Here is a 19,123-nt window from a genome sequence, read left to right on the forward strand (position 1 = left end):
TGGAGTTTATCTTTTTTTGAGCAAAAGGGAAGGACCTAAAACATTGACAACCTGATTAGGAGAAGGTTTTATTTATGGAGAAAGTATAAGAAATAGATGACTTAATTTTTAGTATAAGTCAAAGTCAATTCATCATCGGCAATTTGTGGATCATCATCTCTTATAAGCAGAAGTTTACCATTTTTAAATTCATAAAAGTAACCGTCAACCCCTTCTATAGTAATTAAATTACCGTTTACCGTGTAATTGTATTCGTCAGACTTAGAGATGAAAAAGGTGCTTTCTGGGTTAGTAATAGTAAGTTTTTTTGAATTTCCGTCAAAAGTTACTGTATGCTTGCTAAAATCTAGATCGTCTTCAAAGTAACAGAAACATGAGGCTGACTCTAATAACCATTTTCCGTCTAAAACTGAAAATGCGTTATTTTCGATGTCTTCCTTTGTACAGGATTCTACCAAACCTAAACTGAGGATTAAGATGATAATTGTTTTCATAAAATGACTCTTTATGATATAACGGCTTAATCCTCAGGATGGTTGTATTTCACTCTACTACATTAATAATTACTCGCTGATATCTAGTTAGGGCAGGCGTGCCATTATCCGTTACTTCTAAGATTACATGAAGGTCGCCTAATCTTTGAGCTTTAGGAATGATTAAAGTGGCTATTTCTTGATTATGGTTTTCAATATTAATGGGGTTACCAGTTCGGCCATTAGAGATGTTGAAATCTCCAGGCTCTTGATAATAAAACCAGTTATAAGATAGTTGGTCACCATCTGGGTCTGTAGAACCGGTGGCACTTAGTATTATTTTGTCGCCTATTTTGGCACCAATTTCAGCCTGTGAGCTTAACTTAGCTACTGGTGGATGATTGGTGTTTTTATAATCTTTTATAGTCCAGTCCATTCTGGCTACAAAATCGTTCTGATAGGCGGTTCTCCATCGCCATATAGTAGCCTTATTATTAGTGTGCCAGCTTCCGTCTTCTCCCATTACCTCATCCTGAGCATTATTCCATAGCGGACGTGTTTCAGGCTGGGTAAACCATCTTTCTGTACGTGGTTGGTAAAACTCGTACCTACCACCCCAGCTACCCCAGTTTGGATGCTCAGAACTGCCTAATCCATTGTTTATTAAATACATAAAGCTAGGGGAGTCTCCTTCCATTAAGAAATCCATATGTGGGTACTGAGCTCCTAAGGGGCCTTTTGACCTAATATGTTTGTCTAACCAAGGGTTGTCTACAATCTCAAAATCGGCTCCGGCAAATCGACCATGAAACTTATCTCCACTTATACCCGTCCAGGTAGCATTATGGTAACCTCCAAAAGGATGAAAACCAGGGCTAGCAATGTAAAAGAGTTCTTTGAAATTTTCTCTAATCCATGGCCCACTGTTATCTTGATCTGATATAGTGTAGACTCTGATTTTTGAAACGAATTTAGCCAACTCTTTAGAGCTACGTGTTTCACGGACTTTCCATAAAGCTTGTGCCAAACAGTTTGGCCCACCCCAAACGGTTACCCAAAGTGGGCGGTCGTCACTTTTGTCAACAGCTTTTATAATTAATTCAGAACCAGGAGAGTCCATGCCTTTACCCACGGCATCCAAGCCATAGGCTTTTTTGCCTTCCGTAATGAGCGTGTTTAAAAAAGCTTCGGTTGGGTAGCCCTTTTCATGTATTTCAAGGTTATCTCTTACTTCACCATAGGCTTTGACTATTTCTTTTATTCGCCAAGTAGCTATTTCTGTTTTTTGATGAACAGAAGTGGTAGCCACCAAACCTTCAATATCAAACTGATTGGCATAAGTAAGAAATCTAACTAATGACATGGCGTCGTCAGGTTCATTTTCAATGTCTGTAAGAACCAATATTCTGGGTTTTTCTTGAGCAAAAGAACCCAGTGCTATCTGACATAAGGAAAAGATTAGCAAGACTATAGCCTTACTTTTAAGTTTAGAATCTAGCATTTCAATAGTTTTATCGGGTTTGAATATTTTTTCTGCTTAAAGATAATATTTGAATAGGAAATGAAGTGTTTTTATGACATTTAATATGTGCTACCTTTGAGTTCTATATTATTTAATTTAGCGTATGAATTCTAAACTAATTATGGCGGCCTCGGCTATTGTTTTAGGTATTGCCGCCCTTGTTTTTACTTTTCTTCCCGAAGAAATAGTTGGTTTCTTGGGCTTAGAAATGGGCAACACTATCATTCTTCAAATTTTAGGAGCACTCTACTTTGGTTTTGCCATGGTAAACTGGATGGGTAAGTCAAATGTGATTGGCGGTATTTATGGCAAACCAGTGGCTTTGGGTAATTTTTCACACTTTGCTATTGCAGAAATAGCCTTGGCCAAATGGGAAATGCGAAATCAGGTTTATGGGGGAATGGCCATTTTGACTGGAATCTATTTGATTTTCGCAATACTTTTCGGATTGATACTCTTTGGCAAATTATTGAAATAAAAATGGCATTCAATATAGTTTTGATAGAACCTGAAATTCCAAATAATACAGGAAACATAGGGAGGCTTTGTTTAGGAACTGGCTCTACATTGCATTTGGTTAAACCTTTTGGTTTTGAAATTTCAGATAAGCGTTTAAAAAGAGCTGGTTTAGATTATTGGGAGCATCTGGAGGTGATTTACTATGAAAATGTGGCTGAGTTTTTCGAAGTGAACGCAGATAAAAAAATGGCTTTTTTCTCTTCACATGGAGAAAAAAGCCATTGGGATTTGCCCTATGAAAATGACAATTTTTTGGTATTCGGAAAGGAGTCGGTAGGCTTGTCAAAAGAGATTACAAACGCTCATGCTGAACAACTTTACAAAATACCTTTATACAGCGAGCATATAAGAAGTTTAAACCTAGCCAATGCCGTAGCAGTAGCTGTTTTTGAAGGTTTAAGGCAAATTAATACTTGAAGGTCATCTTGGTGGAGGTTGCATTCCATCCATGGGAGGGCGGCCGCCTTGCATTGGTGGCCTTTCGCCAGGAGGCGGGCCAGGGTGCTCACCACCGTTAGGAGCGTTCATAGGTCTATTTCCTGCTAAAACTTCTTTCAAAAAGTCATCAAATTTTTGCTTTTGCTCTTCATTGCATATTTCTCTTACCTCTTTAAAATGTTTTCGAGTTTCTAAGTCAATAGTGGCGGTAAGTTCCCCAATTCTTTGAGCGGTAGCAGCGGCGTCATTCTCTTCATCGTTCTCTATATCAGTGAAGAGTCTATTTTTTAGCACTTTAATTTTTTTGTTATTATCAGTAATGATTTCGTGGTGAGCATTTTTAAGAGCTTCAAATTGAATGCTTTGTTCTTCATCAAAATTAAGCATAGCCTCTAAAAGTGGCTTTCTTTCTAGCATTGGTTTTTTGGCGGTATTACCAAAGAGCAGGTAAAGTAAGAGGCCTAAATTTATTAGGAGTAAACCTCCTAAAACCCACAGCCATTTTATATTTAAATCTTTCATTTTTTTCTTAGTTTGACCGAGTTTCTTCTTTCGCTTGGTTAATTTCTGCTAAAGAAAATATCGTTAATGTTTAATATAGTTCTAAACCATAGTCGGCGTTTAGGTTATATTCAGACTGGAATGATTCAATAGGCGATTGATTATTAGCCGTATCATCGTTTTTTTGAACAAGCTGCCCAATTGTAACCACATTGATAAGCATCACAAAAGCTAAAGCAGGAATAGCAAAAGAAGGCTTTAGTGCCCAGTTAAACTTTGGTTTGGCTATCAGCTCATTTTCCATCCTTGCCTTCAATCTGGTATAGAAAAAATCTGGCATTTTGACCTGCTCCATTCGTTTAGTTAGACCAAGGGCTTTTTCTATTTCGTCGTTTAAATTATCCATATTCTTCTTCGTAAAATTTTTCCAATAATTTCTTTAAGTTTTGTTTCGCTCTAAAAAGCAATGATTCTACAGACGATTTTGAAAGCTCCATAGTGTCGCAAATATCCTGATAGCTTAGTCCTTCAATATTATGAAGAGTATACGCTACACGTTGGTTGTCTGGTAGTTTGCCAATCGCTTTAAATAATTTACTTGCTCTTTCTTTGTCTTCTAACAGGATTCCAGGATGCTGAAAGTCAGTAGGTTGGTGCTGCATTTGGTTGTCAACTCCAAATATACTTTTGACAAAGGCGAAGCGTTTTTGAGTCTTATTCTTCCTTAAAAACTCTAAAGACTTATTTGATGCTATTCTGTATATCCACGTACTTAGTTTGGAGTCTCCCCTAAACTTTGCTACGGATTTGTAAACTTCTATAAAAACCTCTTGACATATATCTTCAGCTTCGGCAGTATTATGGGTAATTGAAACTACGGTATTATATACACGGTCTTGGTACAATTCCACAACATGCCGAAAAGCAGCTTCTTGCCCATTTTGGAGCTGAAGTATTATGTCTTTTTCGTTCAAAAAAGTTTAGTTTATAGATAGTCAGTTGGAGTGATGCTTGATGTCGAATGTTTTATTCTCCACGAATAAACAAATATGTCTCATCTGTCATCAAGCATCCATCAAATTGTCAAAAAATATCCATTGTTTAATACTTAGATGAAAGTTACTCAAAAAACTTGCGGTGTTGTTTGAAATAATTTGAAGACTTATTTTCGCTTAGTCCAATCGGTTGTTAAACTAGGTAAAGAGGAACAATAAATACGGAGAAAGAATTATCAAGTTTCTCGTACTATTGCTAATGGTTATAGAAGCTATTCAGTAATTGAGCCAATTGTAAAGCAAAAAGTGTCTCGCTTGCAGAAGTAGCTATGCAGAGAAATAAGTTGGTGAAGCTATTCTCTCGCTTATAATAATATAAGCTTATCTTCTTACTATGTTTGAGCCATCAAAGGTTTTCTCTCATCTTGCCCATTATGGGTATTTTGAGAAATAGAGTTCTTAAAGCTTATTTCAACTTTACTATTGTTGAATTTACATAACATGGTATCTCCATGAATGGCCTCAACAAATTTACGGGTGATTTGTAAAGTGTTATCATCTATCCAAGTAGCCGAAGCTGCTATAAGTGAGGGCACATGAATCCTATTTTCTACAGGGAAACTATTGACGGTATAAACATCATTGGTATGCCATTTCTCAATGCCAAAGGTTAGTGTGTTTTCGCCATCTGTGGTATCAAAAATTACGTTTCCTTGGTCGCTGGCTATGTCAAACTTTAAGGACTTAATTCCGTACTCATTTTGAGTAGCTTGAAAAACCTGTTCATTTATTTGAGCGGCATTGGCGGAGCTAGTAATACTTTTTGGAGGACTAATACTTAGATTTTCACATAAGGCTTTTAGCTCTGCATGTGCTTTTCTGTTTTCTCTGAGTGGTTTTCCTTCTACCGCAGGAAGTATGGTATCCCAAATTATCTGCATAGATTTTCCCATGTCAAAAGACTCTGAAGTTACCACAATAGTCATATCATAAGGAGGAATTATGATGCAGTATTGGCCGTAGGCTCCATCTCCTCTATAAAAGCCTGGTTCAGGTTTACATCGCCAAAACTGATAACCATAACCCTGTGACCAGTCCCCGTCTCCTTCCTGTGATTTCGTATGCTTTTTACTGGCCTCAGCCACCCATTCGGCAGAGAGTATTTCTTCACCTTTCCAAGTTCCATTTTGAAGATAAAACTGACCTAGCTTGGCAATATCCTCTGTTTTGACACGCAACCCGTAACCAGCTGTATTTAACCCTTCTGGAGATTTTTCCCAGTCGTAATCGTTTATTTCTAATTTGTCAAAAAATCTTGGTTTCAGGTACTCTTCAAGGTTCTGACCCGTTTTAGCATGAATAATTGCTCCGAGTATATAAGTTGCTCCGGTATTGTAAAAGAAATGAGTGCCTGGAGTATAAGTCAATGGCTGCTCCAGAAAGGATTTAACCCATGTCTGTTCTTTCTCTTTTGCTCTCATGTTTCCAAGAGTACCACTTTCATGACCAGAGTTCATGGTGAGCAGGTGCTTTATCTTCATGTTTTGAAGATTCTCATCTACGGTTTCTGGAAGTTCTTCAGGGAAAAATGAAATCACAGCATCTTCCACCGTAAATAGCCCTTCTTTTACGGCTAGGCCAATGGCCGTACTTGTAAAGCTTTTGCTAAGCGAATATAGCGTGTGTTTATATTCCTCTTTAAACGGGCTCCAATGCCCTTCAGCAATAACATTACCACGGCGAAGAATCTTAAAACTATGCCATTCTAAACCTGATTTATTAGCTTCATTTACAAAACTCGTGATAGCTTCTGAGGCTATTCCCTCAGACTCAGGAGTGACTCTGGGAAAACTAAAGATGTCTGTTACGGAAGTTCCCTCAGAAGTACATTGACTTAGCAAGGCTGGTAAGGCAGTTAAACCTAAAAGGCTTAAAGAACCTTTACTTATAAACTCTCTTCTTGATGTCATTTTCTGGGTTGAATGATTTACTGAAAGAACTATTTCACATGGTATGCCACTACATTGTTCCCAAAAAAAGTAGGAACTACCAGAAGCTTTTTATCTGCTATATAGTCAATATCTGCGGCACCAATATTATCTACAGAGGTATCATTTACTAACGTTTTATTCCAGTCTTTGTCAAAGTGATAGATGTGACCGTCCCAACAGGAAACAAAATAACCATCGCCTATGGCTTCAATACCATCAGCGGTTTTCATACCCGAAGCTAATACGCTTAGTTCTTTACCTTTTTGGTTATATAATTTCCCTGAATTAAAACCTGCCAAAAGGTTTCTTTCTGCCTCATAGAACACACCATTAAGTCTTCCAAGGCTTGTATCTGCAATAGCCACAGTAGTCACGCCATTAGAAATATAAAAGACGGTGTTTAAATCAGAATCAGTTAGAATAATGTCACCATCTGGTGTAGATGCGGCATCATTAAGATACTGAGCACCTTCTACTATTTCTATGGTAGTTTCACCAGTATTCACATCTACGGAAATAAGCTTATTTAAGTCAGTCGCATACAAGGTAGAGCCTACCAAAGCAAGACCTTTTGGGTCGTCAAGGTTTTTGATCCAATGATTATCAATGATTTCTCCATTTGGGCCAACCTTCGCAATATATCCGTCACCATCAAAATCTGCTGCTCTGCCCACACCTATACAAGTGACATAGTAGACATCATTGTTAGCATCATAAATGACAGATTCTGGTGTAATTAAGGTAGTGTCTGTTTTCCACGCGACACTCAAAGAGGGAGCGGCAGAGGATATTGTTTCGGTAGTTTCTTCAGTAGCGTCTTCTGGTTGGCTAGAGCAGCTAAGAAATAAGGCACAAGGTATAAGGGCCAATAAAAGGGTTGATTTCATTTTAGGTTGAGTTTATGATTAATTAGAATAAAATTATAAAATTTATCTTGAATGCTCATGTGCTCGTCAAAACATTGATTTGAAACTATATAGCTCTGACTAAGAAATGCATTTAATCAGTCAATTTTATAAGCAATTAGTTTGTTAGCAAAAAAAGTAGGGACAATTAGGAGATTCTGCTCCTCTATTACGTCAATGTCTGCCGCGTTCACTTTTTGAGCCTCGGTATCAAGTAGTTTGCTCCGTTTACCATTGGTATCTAAGTAGTAAAGCTGACCTTTCCAGCTAGAGATAAAATACCCGTCTTTATACTTTTCAATACCATCAGCACCTTTCATACTATCAGCAAGCACGGTCAAAGTTTCGTTTTCCAGAGCATATAGTTTTCCTGATCCGGAGCCCGTTAGTAAGGTTCTTTTTTCTTCACAATAAATACCATTGAGCCCACCTAGTTCTTCACTTTGGTAAAGGATGGAAATCTCTTCGCCAGATTTAATAAAAACGGCGTTTAAGTCAGTATCGGCTATGAGTACATCGCCACTGCTGTTGGAAGCCACATCATTAAGAAATGTAGTGGTTGCAATATCTTGCTTGCTGATTATTTCAGCGGTGCTTATTTGTATACTTACCAACTGGTCAATATTTGCTACATAGAGCGTATCGCCCACAATGGCCAAGCCTGTGGGTTCGTCCAGCCCAGTAAGCCATTTGTTTTCTATAATTTCTCCGTTTGGGCCAACTTTAGCTATATAGCCATCACCGTCATGAGCAGCAGTGGTCTTAGGACCAATACATGAGACATAGAAAACATTATTGTTTTTATCATAAATTACCGATTCAGGAATCTGAAGTAAGGTGTCCGTTTCCCAGGCTATAGTCAGTTGGGGTGGCTCTAAGGTTTGGCTTGTTTCCTTACTACTTTCAGAACATTTTAAAAAGAGAAACCCCGAGGCTAATAGGGCAATAATGTATAATGATTTCATTGGGTTAAATTAGATTGAACATCTAAATTAATCATTCAAGTGCCTAAATCTATAGAAAAGGGTTTCTAATGACTTAATTGAACAACCTAGAGTCAAACTCAAATTTCTTGGTCTCTATTATTTTAACCTTATCAAAATTAGGGTGAAACGGATTAATGAGGTAGTTGAAGTCGCCCTCCACACAAGCCGAAGGCGTTTTCATGAGGAGGTAGTCTCCTTTTTTAAGAAAACTATCGCCAAGTTTTTGCGTAAAATCTCCATGCGGAAGTACATCCCATCCATCTGGAAGTACTTCGTTTGGGATTTGATAAATAGCGAAATCGTCAGGTATATAAACCTTGATAAGGAAGTAATCTATTGGTAAGCTATGAAGGGGAGTTCTAACCGAAATTTCCACCGTGCAAAGAGCTATAGAACTAGAAGTGTATAAAACCTGCATACCCTTGCTGTTCCATCTGCCACCAAAGAGTCTAGCACCAGTACCAGAAATGTCTTCTTTGTAAGGACCAGAAGCCAAACGATAAACTATCATGCAAGTACACCGTGGGCTATTCTTCCTATTTCGTCTTTGACCATGGTAATGCCGAAAGAGGTAACCAGAAGCTCTTTTGGAGTGCGGCCACCTAGGGCTAGGTTCTTATTTATGAGCCATTGATTGAGAGTGTTTTCATTACCGAAAATACTCAAACCAAAGTCATAAAGGTTTTCAAGAAGGATTATTCTGTCGGTTTGGAGTGGGTCAAATTTTTTGTTTTGCTCACGATACCTGATGATGGTACGCTCAGAAATATGAAGGAAATTTGACCAGTCTTTTTGAGAAAAACTCTTACTCACAGGCAAATTTGCCACGTATGCATAACCATAACCTGCCATGGCCTCTTCTGCTATGTTTAGACTCTGGTTATCATCAATGATTTTATATTTTTTATCTTCTCCCATATCATTTTCCTTTAAACAAAAGTCGTAAATTTATTGACAATTGTCAAATTTATCCCCAAAAAAAGAGAGAACCATTGGCTCCCTCTAATAAAAATAATAAATAAAATATATTAAATAGCCTCCAAAATACGCTCTACAGCTACTTCTCGGCCTATTCTTTCTTTAAGTTCTGAAATTGGCACTCGCTCTTGCTCCATAGAGTCTCTGTGTCTTATGGTGACACAGTTATCGTCTTTGGTTTCATAATCTACCGCTATGCAGAACGGAGTTCCTATCAAATCTTGGCGGGTATATCTTTTACCTATGGCTCCTCCTTCATCATAAACTGTTCTGAAAGATGATTTCAAGGAGTTCGCTATCTCTTGTCCTAGTTCAGCTAAGCCATCCTTTTTAACCAAAGGAAGCACGGCGGCTTTCACAGGAGCCAAAGCAGGGTGTAGTTTCAGGTATGTTCTTTCTTTTTGCTTCTCACCTTCGCCTACCATTTCTTTTGTGAAAGCATTACAGAAAGTAGCTAAGAAAAGCCTATCAGCTCCCACAGAAGTTTCTACCACGTAAGGGATATAGTTTCCGTAAGGCTTATTAGTTTCTGGGTTTACAGTTGGGTCAAAGTACTGCTGTTTCTTTTTAGAAAGAGCTTGGTGATTACTTAAATCAAAATCTGTTCTCGAGTGAATTCCTTCAATCTCACGGAAACCAAATGGGAATTTATATTCAATGTCAACCGCTGCATTAGCATAGTGAGCTAATTTATCATGGTCGTGATATTTTAGACTCTCCGCAGGCAATCCAATGGCCTTATGAAAACTTAAACGAGTTTCTTTCCATTCTTTATACCATTCCATCTCTGTGCCAGGGCGAACAAAGAATTGCATTTCCATTTGTTCAAACTCACGCATTCTGAAAATAAACTGACGAGCCACAATTTCGTTTCTAAAAGCTTTACCAATCTGAGAAATACCAAATGGTACTTTCATGCGACCACTTTTCTGAACATTCAAGAAATTGACAAAAATACCTTGGGCCGTTTCAGGTCTTAGGTAAATAGTGCTAGAGTCGTCTGCCACAGAACCTATTTGCGTAGAAAACATCAAGTTAAACTGACGAACTTCTGTCCAGTTTAAAGTTCCTGAAACAGGACAAACAATGTTTTCAGAGATAATCAATTCTCTTACGCCTTCTAAGTCTTCGTCTCCTAAAAGTTTACCCATTTTAGCTAAAAGGGCGTTTGCTTCATCCTCCTTTCCAGCTTCAGAAAGTAACTCAGCCTTACCTTCTAAAAGTTGGTCGGCTCTGTATCTTTTCTTACTGTCTTTATTGTCAATCATCGGGTCGTTAAAACCGTCTACGTGGCCAGAGGCTTTCCAAGTTAATGGATGCATGAAAATGGCTGCGTCTACCCCAACAATATTGTCATTAAGCTGCGTCATGGCTTTCCACCATACAGCTTTTAAGTTATTTTTTAATTCTACACCGTTTTGTCCGTAATCATAAACAGCCTGAAGACCGTCATAGATTTCTGAAGATGGAAAAACAAAACCGTATTCTTTTGCGTGAGCAATAATATCTTGAAGAGTAGTGGCTGGTGCCGACATGATTATATCTTTTTTGTTCTGAAAATATTGAGCTGAGAAAGGATTAATCAAAGAAGATAAATCACTAAATCCCTCAAAAGCATCGCAAAACTAAGGAAATGCTCTTAAATTTCGATTAATTGATGAGGACTAATAACAGACAAAACAGTATGCAGCAGCAAAATCTCCCTTTAGTAAGTGTAAAATGGTTAAATGAGCAATCGAATGTGGTGATTGTAGAAGCTAAAATGAAACCAGTGAAAGCACCGGATGACTGGGAGTCTGGCTATAAAATTCCGAATGCTGTCATGATGGATATTAATGCTGATTTCAGTGTTTTAGATACTGATTTGCCGCATATGATGCCTTCAGACGAGTACTTTACGGCTGCTGCTCAAAATATTGGAATTAATAAGGACTCCATAATTGTGGTATACGACCAAGTAGGAACCTACGGAAGTGCAAGAGCCTGGTGGATGTTTAGGGCCATGGGGCATAGAGAGGTTTATGTTTTAGATGGTGGATATCCAGCTTGGAAAGAAGCAGGTTTTGAAACGGTAAAAGCAGAATGGCCAAAAGTAGCCAAAGGGGATTTTGAAGCTAAAACAGATAAAAAACTGTTTTACAGAGCTGATGATGTCTTGTCAATTATAGATAATAGCTCCTATCAGATTATGGATGCTCGTTCGCAAGGAAGGTTTGATGGAACAGCTCCCGAGCCAAGAGCAGGTTTAAGAGGAGGTCATATTCCTAATTCTGTTTGTTTACCCTTTCCTACCGTTCAAGATGGCATTCACATGAAATCTAAAGAGGAGTTAAAAGCTATTTTTGAAACCTTTGACCTAGATAACAAAAGTTTAGTTATGAGCTGTGGTTCTGGCGTAACAGCCTCTGTAATTGCTCTTGCTGCTGAAATAGCAGGCTATAAAAACGCTGCTGTCTATGACGGAAGCTGGGCAGAGTGGGGGATGCCAGGGGAATTACCGGTGGTTAAATAGTCTAATTCTCTTTGTTGAATCGTTTGATGATATGGGGCTTATCCTTAGTAATTATATAAAGAAGATAGTTTCCAGAGATTAACTGTGAAATACTAATACTCTGTTTGGCTTCAGGACTTGACCATTTCGCCATTTGGTTACCTTTTGAATCAATTATCATAAATGTTCTAGGTGCCTCTGTACTACCTAATTCTATTTTTAAAAAGTTGCTAGACGGGTTTGGATAAATAGAAACGTTTGGTACTTCCATTTTTTTTGAAAGAACCTTTTCTTTGATGACTAAATTAAGTGTAATTATTGAATCACAACCCATAGAGTTAGTTAATGTATGAGTTATAGAATTGGTAGTTTCATTATAAGTATTTCCGTCTATCCAATTTACTGGAGAATTGGAAATAATTAAATCAGTGTTTTTTGAACGGAAACAGTTATTCTCGTCATTTTCATTATAATAAATCCTCATGGAATAATTAGAATAACTGCTGGTTCCGGCTAACACCACATCAGGATCATTATCACCATCCAGATCAGCGAATTTTACTTTGCTATTATAAACGCTTTCAAAAATAGTACCTTCTACTTTTGTGAAATTTGCATTCCCATCATTTTTATAGAGAATGGTATGGATTTCTAGACCATCTGAACTTCCTGTTACAATTATATCCTCATCTAAATCTCCATCTACATCAGCAAAATCGAAACTATCATTTAATACTCCAGCTAAAACTTCATTTTCCGTCTTAAACATGAAATTACCCTTACCGTCATTTAAATATATTCTTGAGTTTAATTGTGAAGTTGAGGTGTCCGAGATAACGTACAACATATCCATATCATGATCATTATCAAGATCTTCAAAGCCGAAATAGCCGCTTACATCAGAATTTGGTATAGAGTCAAACATTAGGCTGAATACGCCATCACCATCATTCTTATAAAAACTCAAATCTGATAGTAAACTATCAGTTTGACCACTTATTACTAAATCCAAATCAATATCTCCATCTAGATCCACAAGTTCAATATCATAACAACTAACTGGTTTGATAGAATTTCTTAAATCTTCATAAAATAGACCAAATCCATTATTTAAGAATATTTTAGTAAACCTTTGAGATTTACTACCAGAATTCCAATTGAATCCAGATATTACCAAATCAATCGAACCATCTAGGTTTACATCTCCAGATTCAATTTTCACAACACGGTCAACACCGTTATTGGATATTAGTTTGTCAAAACTAAAGAGATCATTGTTTATAAATACTTCAACAGCTTCAAGGTTTGTAATTATATCGACGTCGGTATCTGAATCTATATCACTGAGAAGAATTTCATATCCAGATGATTTGTCGTAAGTGGATTGAAATTCTCTATTTCCCTGATTAGTCAATACTTTAAGTTCAAACCCCTTTTCAGCGGTCCAATGGGAAAGAACAATATCGTTATCAGAATCATTATCAATATCGTCTATTGCAATGGAACGGGTTGAAAGGTCTTTGATGATCTCAGGTGTGTTTTCAATGAATCCTCCACCTTTAATAGGGTTAGTGATTTCTAGGTTAAGTGAAACAGTAGAATCACAACCATCTGCGTTTTTTAAGATAACGATGGCCTCATTGTTTGATTTATAATAAGTAACGCCATCTATCCATTGAAAGGTGGACTCTGCGGTCACCTCATGGGTTACATAATGTGGTATACAACCTTCATTTACATATAATTTTCCGTTTATAACTAGGTTGCTTTTGAGACTTTCATTAATTACATCAATAAATGATGTCGAACCTAAAAAAGGGCTATTCGAGCCTAAGAATGGAGTTTCAGGGATTCTTACAAATTTATTTTGACCGTAGTTAATGAACAAACTTGGGGTATTTCCAAAAGGAAGAATTATGTCTAAATCTGAATCATTATCGGCATCAAAGAATTCAAAGTTCCAGTTTGGTAGTTTTTGGAGGACAAGATCTGGTTCAATAATAAGTATTTCATTATTAAACGAACTTGAGCTATCATTCTCTAACATTAACAAACCATTATAATCGTTGTTGATTATATCTAAATCGTTATCAGAATCTAAATCTATAAGTCTAAAATCTAGAAGTGACTTAAATATTTTTTTCGAAATAGGGTAATTTCCAAATCCATCATTAAAAAAAAGTAAAGTTGACGTTCTTAAGAGATTGTTTTCATAATAGCGACCTGAATAAACTAAATCTAAATCATTATCGCCATCTAGATCTCCGAATTGAAATGTTAGATCTTTAAATGTAGGTAGATTATTGTCTTCTTTAAAAGCGAAATTTCCCAATCCATCATTTATATAAATAGCAGAAAACTCAAAAAGAGTAACTTTCTCATTTATTCTTTCTACCCTGCTACCAGAATAGAAAATGTCAAGGTCGTTGTCATTATCAATATCTAAAAGTTTTGCCTTTTCATAGTTACTAGGTTTGAATGAGTTTCGATTGTCTTCCTTGAAAACTCCATTACCTTGATTCAGGAATAACTTGTTGGAGAACCTATCGTTAATGATTTGATAACTGGCAAATATGTCTAAATCACCATCGTTGTCTATATCGCCAAAGTCAATTCGATACATGACTTTATTTGATAATTCAGGATTATTAAGTAATTCAAATTGATTATTTCCTTGATTTATATAAGTAACCGTAGAGGATGAAGTTCCTTTGGAACTGCCCGAAACTATTATGTCTTTTTTACCATCTCCATTAATATCTGCGGAAGTTTGGGTGGTTACGGAATAGAAGTTTTCAAAAAAATCAATTTCAGTTAACCTAAAGCCACCTAATGATGTACTATCATTCAGATTATTCGAGGGGAGCGACGAATAAATATTTAGAAAATAATAGTTTTTAGGCTGGATGTTCATATCATCTATGGCGAAAAGACTTCCGAATGAAAATATGAAGAATACTATCAGAGTAAATTTCATAAGGTATGGTACTGTTATAAGTGAACTTTTTTAATCACCGCTTAACAAATTTCAAAGACTCGCTTTTAATCCCGTCTTGGTATTTGAGTATATAAGTTCCAGAGGGTATTGGGCTAATGTCAATTAATTGCTCCTGCTTCGAACTCTTCCAATTGACCAGTAGTTGACCTTGGGAGTTTATAATGGAGTAATCATGCGGTTGAATAACTCCTTTATTTTTAATCTTTAAAAGATTATTTGACGGGTTTGGATATACCGAAATTGCCATATTTATACTTTCATTAGAAAGTACTTTTTCTTTTATAAGAAGGTTTAAAGTAACTATCGAGTCGCAGCCCATTGCATTGCTTAGTGTATGCGTTACGGAGTTTGTGGTTTCAAAATAAGTATTTCCATCTATCCAACTTACCGGAGCATCCGAAATGATTAAATCTGACGAATATGTAGTATAGCACTCATTGTCTTTGTTTTCGCTATAATAGATTTTAGTTACGGCCTTATCCGACTCAAGAATACCCGTAATAATCACATCTGGTGCAGTGTCTCCATCTAAATCTGCCACTTTTATGTCTGAATAGCGTACACCGACCATGGCACTATTTGGGTTTCTAGAGAAATTTAGGCTCCCGTTATTTCTATAAATGGAGGTAAATAGATTTCCTGAATTATCTTCTTCATTGACAATAAAATCAGAATCTCCATCTCTATCTAGATCTGCAAAGTCCATAGCCCAGAAAAAATACTCATCATCTAGGCTATTTATTTGTGTGAATTCGCCATCTCCATTATTCTGGTATATTCTAGTAAAACTGATGTTTGAGCCACTTTCCCAGCCAGAAATTACAAGATCTAAGTCAAAGTCTCCATCGAGGTCTTGAAAGCCCCAGTTTGGTCTTATAATAATAGGGATTTTAGAGTCAAATAAATCAAAAGAGCCGAGTCCATCATTTTTATAAACTTTGAAGAAGGATTCTCGAGTGTTTTCTCCCACTATAATAATATCCAGATCTATGTCACCATCAATATCCACTAGTTTGACATCGCCAGCAAATGGATCAATTATAGCTTGATTAGTGGTGCTATATAATCCACTACCATTATTAGTGAAAATATTTGAATAATATCTTTGAAAAGCACCATCATAGCCACTTAAAACAAAATCTGGAAAACCGTCTTGGTTAAGATCTCCAAACTCAATAGCGGCTGAGGATAAACTTGGAGCAATTGATTGATTTGTGTTTTCGAAAAATCCTGAACCCGTATTTGTATAAATTGTAACTAGGTCATTAAGGATAATTAAATCCATGTCTTTATCTCCATCAATATCTATGAACTCAATTTGACTATTGTAACCATCTGGGAAGCCTCTTTGAGAATGGTTGATAAATTTCCTGTCGCCTTGATTTATGTAAATGTTTGATCCTAAATTATTCGCTATACCAGAGATGGCTAAATCTATTTTGTTATTGCCATCAACATCTCCTAATGCTATAGAAGCATACTTCGCGGCTTCAAAGACTTTTGGTGTAACTTCTATAAATCCACCCTCCCTAGGAGTGTTTCGGATTTCTAGGTTGAGGGCAATAATTGAGTCACAATCATATTGGTTTTTAAAAATGACTCTGGAATAGTCATTTGATTCATCATAAGTTTTACCATCAATCCATGTATAAGGATAGTATGAAACTATGCTATCTACCACATAATTAGGGGTACAGCCATCATTAAAGTAAATTTTATCATAAGAAACTATGTCCAAATAACCATCTTCATCTAAATCTATTAAGTCAGGATTATATCCTAGGTGTTCTAAAAATGGGCTGTCAATAGCTTTTGTGAAGTTTCCTGTTCCATCATTAATATATATAAAAGGCCATGGACGATCACTGGCAATTAGATCTAGGTCTCCATCATTATCGAAGTCGCCATATTTGCTTATTCTTGACCAAATGAATGGAGAAGAGGAGTCATAAGTTTTTTTTAAGAATGAATTGTCACTTGACCCAGAGAAGACGGTGGTGGAATAAACAGAGTCTACAATAGTTCTTCCATGAATAATTACATCGTCAAAGCCATCATTATCAATATCCCCTAGGTCTCCAAATTCTATAAAATAGTAATCTGACTCAAAATTTTTTTCTTCTTCAAATTGACTGGAACCGTTATTTATAAAAAGAGCCTCTATTCTGTCGGAAAAAGTTTCGCCGAAACCTCTAAGAAGAATATCTAAATCATTATCACCGTCAACATCTCCAAAAGAAGTTTTGGCGTTTTGTAAATCTGGGAAATTACTATCGTTAACAATTTCAAACTTTCCTAAACCTATGTTTTTTAATACGGCAGTTTTGGGGATATAGGTTATTAAAGTATCTTGGTTTATTGGAATTTGCCCAAAAACCAAAAAATCAATTAATTCATCCGAGTTATAGTCAAATGGAATAATTGTATTAAAACTAGGAAGTTCTCCCTCTAGTTCAGTTTGGCGAATAAAGCCTTGTTCTTTATCGTTGAGATATATCCTAAATTCGCTAGTATAACTCTTTAGGTTACGGCCATAAACTAAAAAATCATCTAAGCCATCATTATTAATATCCTCAAATACAAGTTTGATAATACGGATATCTAAAAATGATAAGTGTGAATTATCTAACTCGTAAATTCCTTTAGATTTATTTAAATAAATTCTTAAATCTGAAGAAAGGGAACCAGTAATGTATGTTATAATGTCTAAGTCTCCGTCATTATCTATATCCGCGAAACACTTTTCTCTGTTTTTTGAAATAAATGAAAACACGGTGTCTCGTGTAAATCCACCGCCAGAGATTTCACGAATTATTTCAACGTCAATATTTGCTATCGAATCACAGCCGTTGGTATTTATAAGCGTGTCACTTATCCCATATGAGCTCTCAATATAACCGTGTCCATTTAAATAAAGGGGTTTTCTGCTAGTGAAAGTGTTATTTGAGAATGAAGTATGGCCTAGGTTTAATCTTAAATTTATTATAGAATCGCAGCCAAACTCACTCCTAAGTCTAAGCTGTGCCGTAGCGTTGCTTTCATAATAAGTAATACCGTCAATCCATTTTAAAGAATCACAAGCATTTATAAAATCATATTCATTATAAACTATACACCCTTTTCCTTCTGAAATATAAAACCTCCCTTTCCCCGTGGAGTCGGCTGGCCCTGTTATTAAAATATCTAGGTCATCGTCATTGTCTGCATCGAAACTGATAATGGAGGTTGGGCTTATATCAGTAGTCGAAGGTTTAATTTCGCTGGCAAAAACAAAAGTCCCATTTTTATTATTTCTATAATAGTAGGCTGTTGATATTCCAATTGATTGACTAAACCCGTTCATCAAAATGTCCTGAAAACCATCGGAGTTCATGTCAGCAAAGCTTATGGAAGATAATACGAAATCTTGAAAGGTTGACATTGTGTCTTCTAGGAAGTTACCTAAACCGTCGTTGGTATAAAGTTTGGAAATGGGTTTATTCGCCTCGGAACTAAAGCCTGTAATAAGAAGGTCGTCGTCTCCGTCATTTTCAATATCTCCAAATGCGATAGATGATGCATAAACATTATCAAAAGGGATATTTAACTCTTCCGAAAAGTTACCACTTCCATCATTTTTATATAGTTTAGTACTTCCTCCGCTTCCGTTATGACCTGTTATGATGAGGTCATAATCTGAATCAAGATCGATATCATTAAAGGCAATAGAAGATTGGTGGACGCCTTCAAATAAGTTTTGGGAAGACTCCTCGAAAAAACCGGAACCATCATTTATAAAAAGTTTGGCAATACCATTACCTTGACCTATACTGCCAGTAATAAACAGGTCGGGGTCATTGTCCGCATCTACATCAGCAAAAGCCACAGAAGAGAAATACACTCCCGGCAAGTTGTTTGTTTCGTTTAGAGTGAAGTTTCCAAGACCGTCGTTTATGTATAAATGAGCTATCGGGTTCTCGTCACTATTCATTCCAGTGATGAGTAAATCTTCATCATTATCCATGTCAATATCTGCAAAGGATACTGAAGAACGATAGACCCCTTCAAACAGGCTGTCAGCCTGTTCTGTAAAGTTTCCTCCAGAGCTATTAAGGTATAGTTTTGAAATCGATATTCCACCAGAGGCTAAACCAGAAATCATAACATCAATAAATCCATCACCGTTGACATCTGAGACATCTACAGAAGACCAACTTGTGCCAGTAAAAGGGGAGGGACTTAGCTCAGTGAAAGTTTGTGCTTGGCTAGTAGTTGCAAATAATAGGAGAAGTAAAAGAGTTTTTTGCCAAAGATTCATGGATTTGGGTTTATTTGAATCCAATATAA

At 36.5% G+C, this 19,123-nt stretch carries 16 protein-coding genes; 3 read left to right on the forward strand and 13 right to left on the reverse strand.

Annotated elements, in window-relative coordinates:
- Positions 1-101: 101 nt before the first annotated feature.
- Together AADJ06_RS13770 and AADJ06_RS13775 are read right to left on the reverse strand one after the other, a co-directional pair.
- A complete protein-coding gene (locus AADJ06_RS13770; protein ID WP_341227049.1) occupies positions 102-494 on the reverse strand; it encodes a hypothetical protein in 393 nt (130 codons plus the stop codon).
- A gap of 49 nt (positions 495-543) precedes the next feature.
- Positions 544-1,974, reverse strand: coding sequence for a nucleoside hydrolase-like domain-containing protein (locus tag AADJ06_RS13775; RefSeq protein WP_341227050.1), 1,431 nt, complete (start codon positions 1,972-1,974; stop codon positions 544-546).
- A 124-nt stretch (positions 1,975-2,098) separates the two neighbouring features.
- Between AADJ06_RS13775 and AADJ06_RS13780 the strand changes: the two genes are divergently transcribed.
- Positions 2,099-2,473, forward strand: a complete 375-nt coding sequence (locus tag AADJ06_RS13780) for a hypothetical protein (RefSeq protein WP_341227051.1) — start codon at positions 2,099-2,101, stop codon at positions 2,471-2,473.
- 2 nt (positions 2,474-2,475) lie between these two features.
- Positions 2,476-2,931 (forward strand): tRNA (cytidine(34)-2'-O)-methyltransferase, encoded by a 456-nt coding sequence (locus tag AADJ06_RS13785; protein WP_341227052.1) that lies wholly within the window; start codon positions 2,476-2,478, stop codon positions 2,929-2,931.
- Between the two features lie 3 nt (positions 2,932-2,934).
- Here the strand turns inward: AADJ06_RS13785 and AADJ06_RS13790 are convergent, their stop codons facing one another.
- The 9 genes from AADJ06_RS13790 to AADJ06_RS13830 form a co-directional block, all read right to left on the reverse strand.
- Positions 2,935-3,474 (reverse strand): hypothetical protein, encoded by a 540-nt coding sequence (locus AADJ06_RS13790; protein ID WP_341227053.1) that lies wholly within the window; start codon positions 3,472-3,474, stop codon positions 2,935-2,937.
- Between the two features lie 70 nt (positions 3,475-3,544).
- The gene (locus tag AADJ06_RS13795) at positions 3,545-3,859 is read right to left on the reverse strand and encodes a hypothetical protein (RefSeq protein ID WP_341227054.1); all 315 of its coding nucleotides are present in this window, start codon (positions 3,857-3,859) and stop codon (positions 3,545-3,547) included.
- The gene (locus AADJ06_RS13800) at positions 3,852-4,427 is read right to left on the reverse strand and encodes an RNA polymerase sigma factor (RefSeq protein ID WP_341227055.1); all 576 of its coding nucleotides are present in this window, start codon (positions 4,425-4,427) and stop codon (positions 3,852-3,854) included. Before AADJ06_RS13800 ends, AADJ06_RS13795 begins: the two co-directional genes overlap by 8 nt.
- Positions 4,428-4,840: 413 nt before the next feature.
- Positions 4,841-6,418 carry a serine hydrolase gene (locus AADJ06_RS13805; protein ID WP_341227056.1) on the reverse strand — a complete coding sequence of 526 codons (1,578 nt, stop codon included), beginning with the start codon at positions 6,416-6,418 and terminating at the stop codon, positions 4,841-4,843.
- Between the two features lie 29 nt (positions 6,419-6,447).
- Positions 6,448-7,326 (reverse strand): hypothetical protein, encoded by an 879-nt coding sequence (locus AADJ06_RS13810; RefSeq protein WP_341227057.1) that lies wholly within the window; start codon positions 7,324-7,326, stop codon positions 6,448-6,450.
- Positions 7,327-7,442: 116 nt separating this feature from the next.
- Positions 7,443-8,309 (reverse strand): hypothetical protein, encoded by an 867-nt coding sequence (locus AADJ06_RS13815; protein WP_341227058.1) that lies wholly within the window; start codon positions 8,307-8,309, stop codon positions 7,443-7,445.
- 73 nt (positions 8,310-8,382) lie between these two features.
- Entirely contained in the window at positions 8,383-8,841 is a 459-nt protein-coding gene (locus tag AADJ06_RS13820) for an RES family NAD+ phosphorylase (RefSeq protein ID WP_341227059.1), read from the reverse strand.
- Positions 8,838-9,248, reverse strand: a complete 411-nt coding sequence (locus AADJ06_RS13825; protein WP_341227060.1) for an antitoxin Xre/MbcA/ParS toxin-binding domain-containing protein — start codon at positions 9,246-9,248, stop codon at positions 8,838-8,840. The genes AADJ06_RS13820 and AADJ06_RS13825 overlap by 4 nt, the downstream gene beginning before the upstream one ends.
- 110 nt (positions 9,249-9,358) lie before the next feature.
- Positions 9,359-10,843, reverse strand: coding sequence for a glycine--tRNA ligase (locus tag AADJ06_RS13830; RefSeq protein WP_341227061.1), 1,485 nt, complete (start codon positions 10,841-10,843; stop codon positions 9,359-9,361).
- Between the two features lie 149 nt (positions 10,844-10,992).
- Here AADJ06_RS13830 and AADJ06_RS13835 point away from each other — a divergent pair, with 149 nt between their 5' ends.
- Entirely contained in the window at positions 10,993-11,820 is an 828-nt protein-coding gene (locus AADJ06_RS13835) for a sulfurtransferase (protein WP_341227062.1), read from the forward strand.
- A 1-nt stretch (position 11,821) separates the two neighbouring features.
- Here the strand turns inward: AADJ06_RS13835 and AADJ06_RS13840 are convergent, their stop codons facing one another.
- Positions 11,822-14,776, reverse strand: a complete 2,955-nt coding sequence (locus AADJ06_RS13840) for a T9SS type A sorting domain-containing protein (RefSeq protein ID WP_341227063.1) — start codon at positions 14,774-14,776, stop codon at positions 11,822-11,824.
- 34 nt (positions 14,777-14,810) lie between these two features.
- Positions 14,811-19,094: a T9SS type A sorting domain-containing protein gene (locus AADJ06_RS13845; protein ID WP_341227064.1), complete on the reverse strand. Its 4,284-nt coding sequence runs from the start codon at positions 19,092-19,094 to the stop codon at positions 14,811-14,813.
- Positions 19,095-19,123 lie beyond the last annotated feature (29 nt).

The sequence above is a fragment of the uncultured Arcticibacterium sp. genome (genome assembly GCF_964021845.1).
Lineage (GTDB): Bacteria > Bacteroidota > Bacteroidia > Cytophagales > Spirosomataceae > Arcticibacterium.

What these genes read in the sequence shown, in the direction of transcription:
- AADJ06_RS13770 (WP_341227049.1), bottom strand. Translation starts at nt 494, where the DNA reads ATGAAAACAATTATCATCTTAATCCTCAGTTTAGGTTTGGTAGAATCC.
- AADJ06_RS13775 (WP_341227050.1), bottom strand. Translation starts at nt 1,974, where the DNA reads ATGCTAGATTCTAAACTTAAAAGTAAGGCTATAGTCTTGCTAATCTTT.
- AADJ06_RS13780 (WP_341227051.1), top strand. Translation starts at nt 2,099, where the DNA reads ATGAATTCTAAACTAATTATGGCGGCCTCGGCTATTGTTTTAGGTATT.
- AADJ06_RS13785 (WP_341227052.1), top strand. Translation starts at nt 2,476, where the DNA reads ATGGCATTCAATATAGTTTTGATAGAACCTGAAATTCCAAATAATACA.
- AADJ06_RS13790 (WP_341227053.1), bottom strand. Translation starts at nt 3,474, where the DNA reads ATGAAAGATTTAAATATAAAATGGCTGTGGGTTTTAGGAGGTTTACTC.
- AADJ06_RS13795 (WP_341227054.1), bottom strand. Translation starts at nt 3,859, where the DNA reads ATGGATAATTTAAACGACGAAATAGAAAAAGCCCTTGGTCTAACTAAA.
- AADJ06_RS13805 (WP_341227056.1), bottom strand. Translation starts at nt 6,418, where the DNA reads ATGACATCAAGAAGAGAGTTTATAAGTAAAGGTTCTTTAAGCCTTTTA.
- AADJ06_RS13810 (WP_341227057.1), bottom strand. Translation starts at nt 7,326, where the DNA reads ATGAAATCAACCCTTTTATTGGCCCTTATACCTTGTGCCTTATTTCTT.
- AADJ06_RS13815 (WP_341227058.1), bottom strand. Translation starts at nt 8,309, where the DNA reads ATGAAATCATTATACATTATTGCCCTATTAGCCTCGGGGTTTCTCTTT.
- AADJ06_RS13820 (WP_341227059.1), bottom strand. Translation starts at nt 8,841, where the DNA reads ATGATAGTTTATCGTTTGGCTTCTGGTCCTTACAAAGAAGACATTTCT.
- AADJ06_RS13825 (WP_341227060.1), bottom strand. Translation starts at nt 9,248, where the DNA reads ATGGGAGAAGATAAAAAATATAAAATCATTGATGATAACCAGAGTCTA.
- AADJ06_RS13830 (WP_341227061.1), bottom strand. Translation starts at nt 10,843, where the DNA reads ATGTCGGCACCAGCCACTACTCTTCAAGATATTATTGCTCACGCAAAA.
- AADJ06_RS13835 (WP_341227062.1), top strand. Translation starts at nt 10,993, where the DNA reads ATGCAGCAGCAAAATCTCCCTTTAGTAAGTGTAAAATGGTTAAATGAG.
- AADJ06_RS13840 (WP_341227063.1), bottom strand. Translation starts at nt 14,776, where the DNA reads ATGAAATTTACTCTGATAGTATTCTTCATATTTTCATTCGGAAGTCTT.
- AADJ06_RS13845 (WP_341227064.1), bottom strand. Translation starts at nt 19,094, where the DNA reads ATGAATCTTTGGCAAAAAACTCTTTTACTTCTCCTATTATTTGCAACT.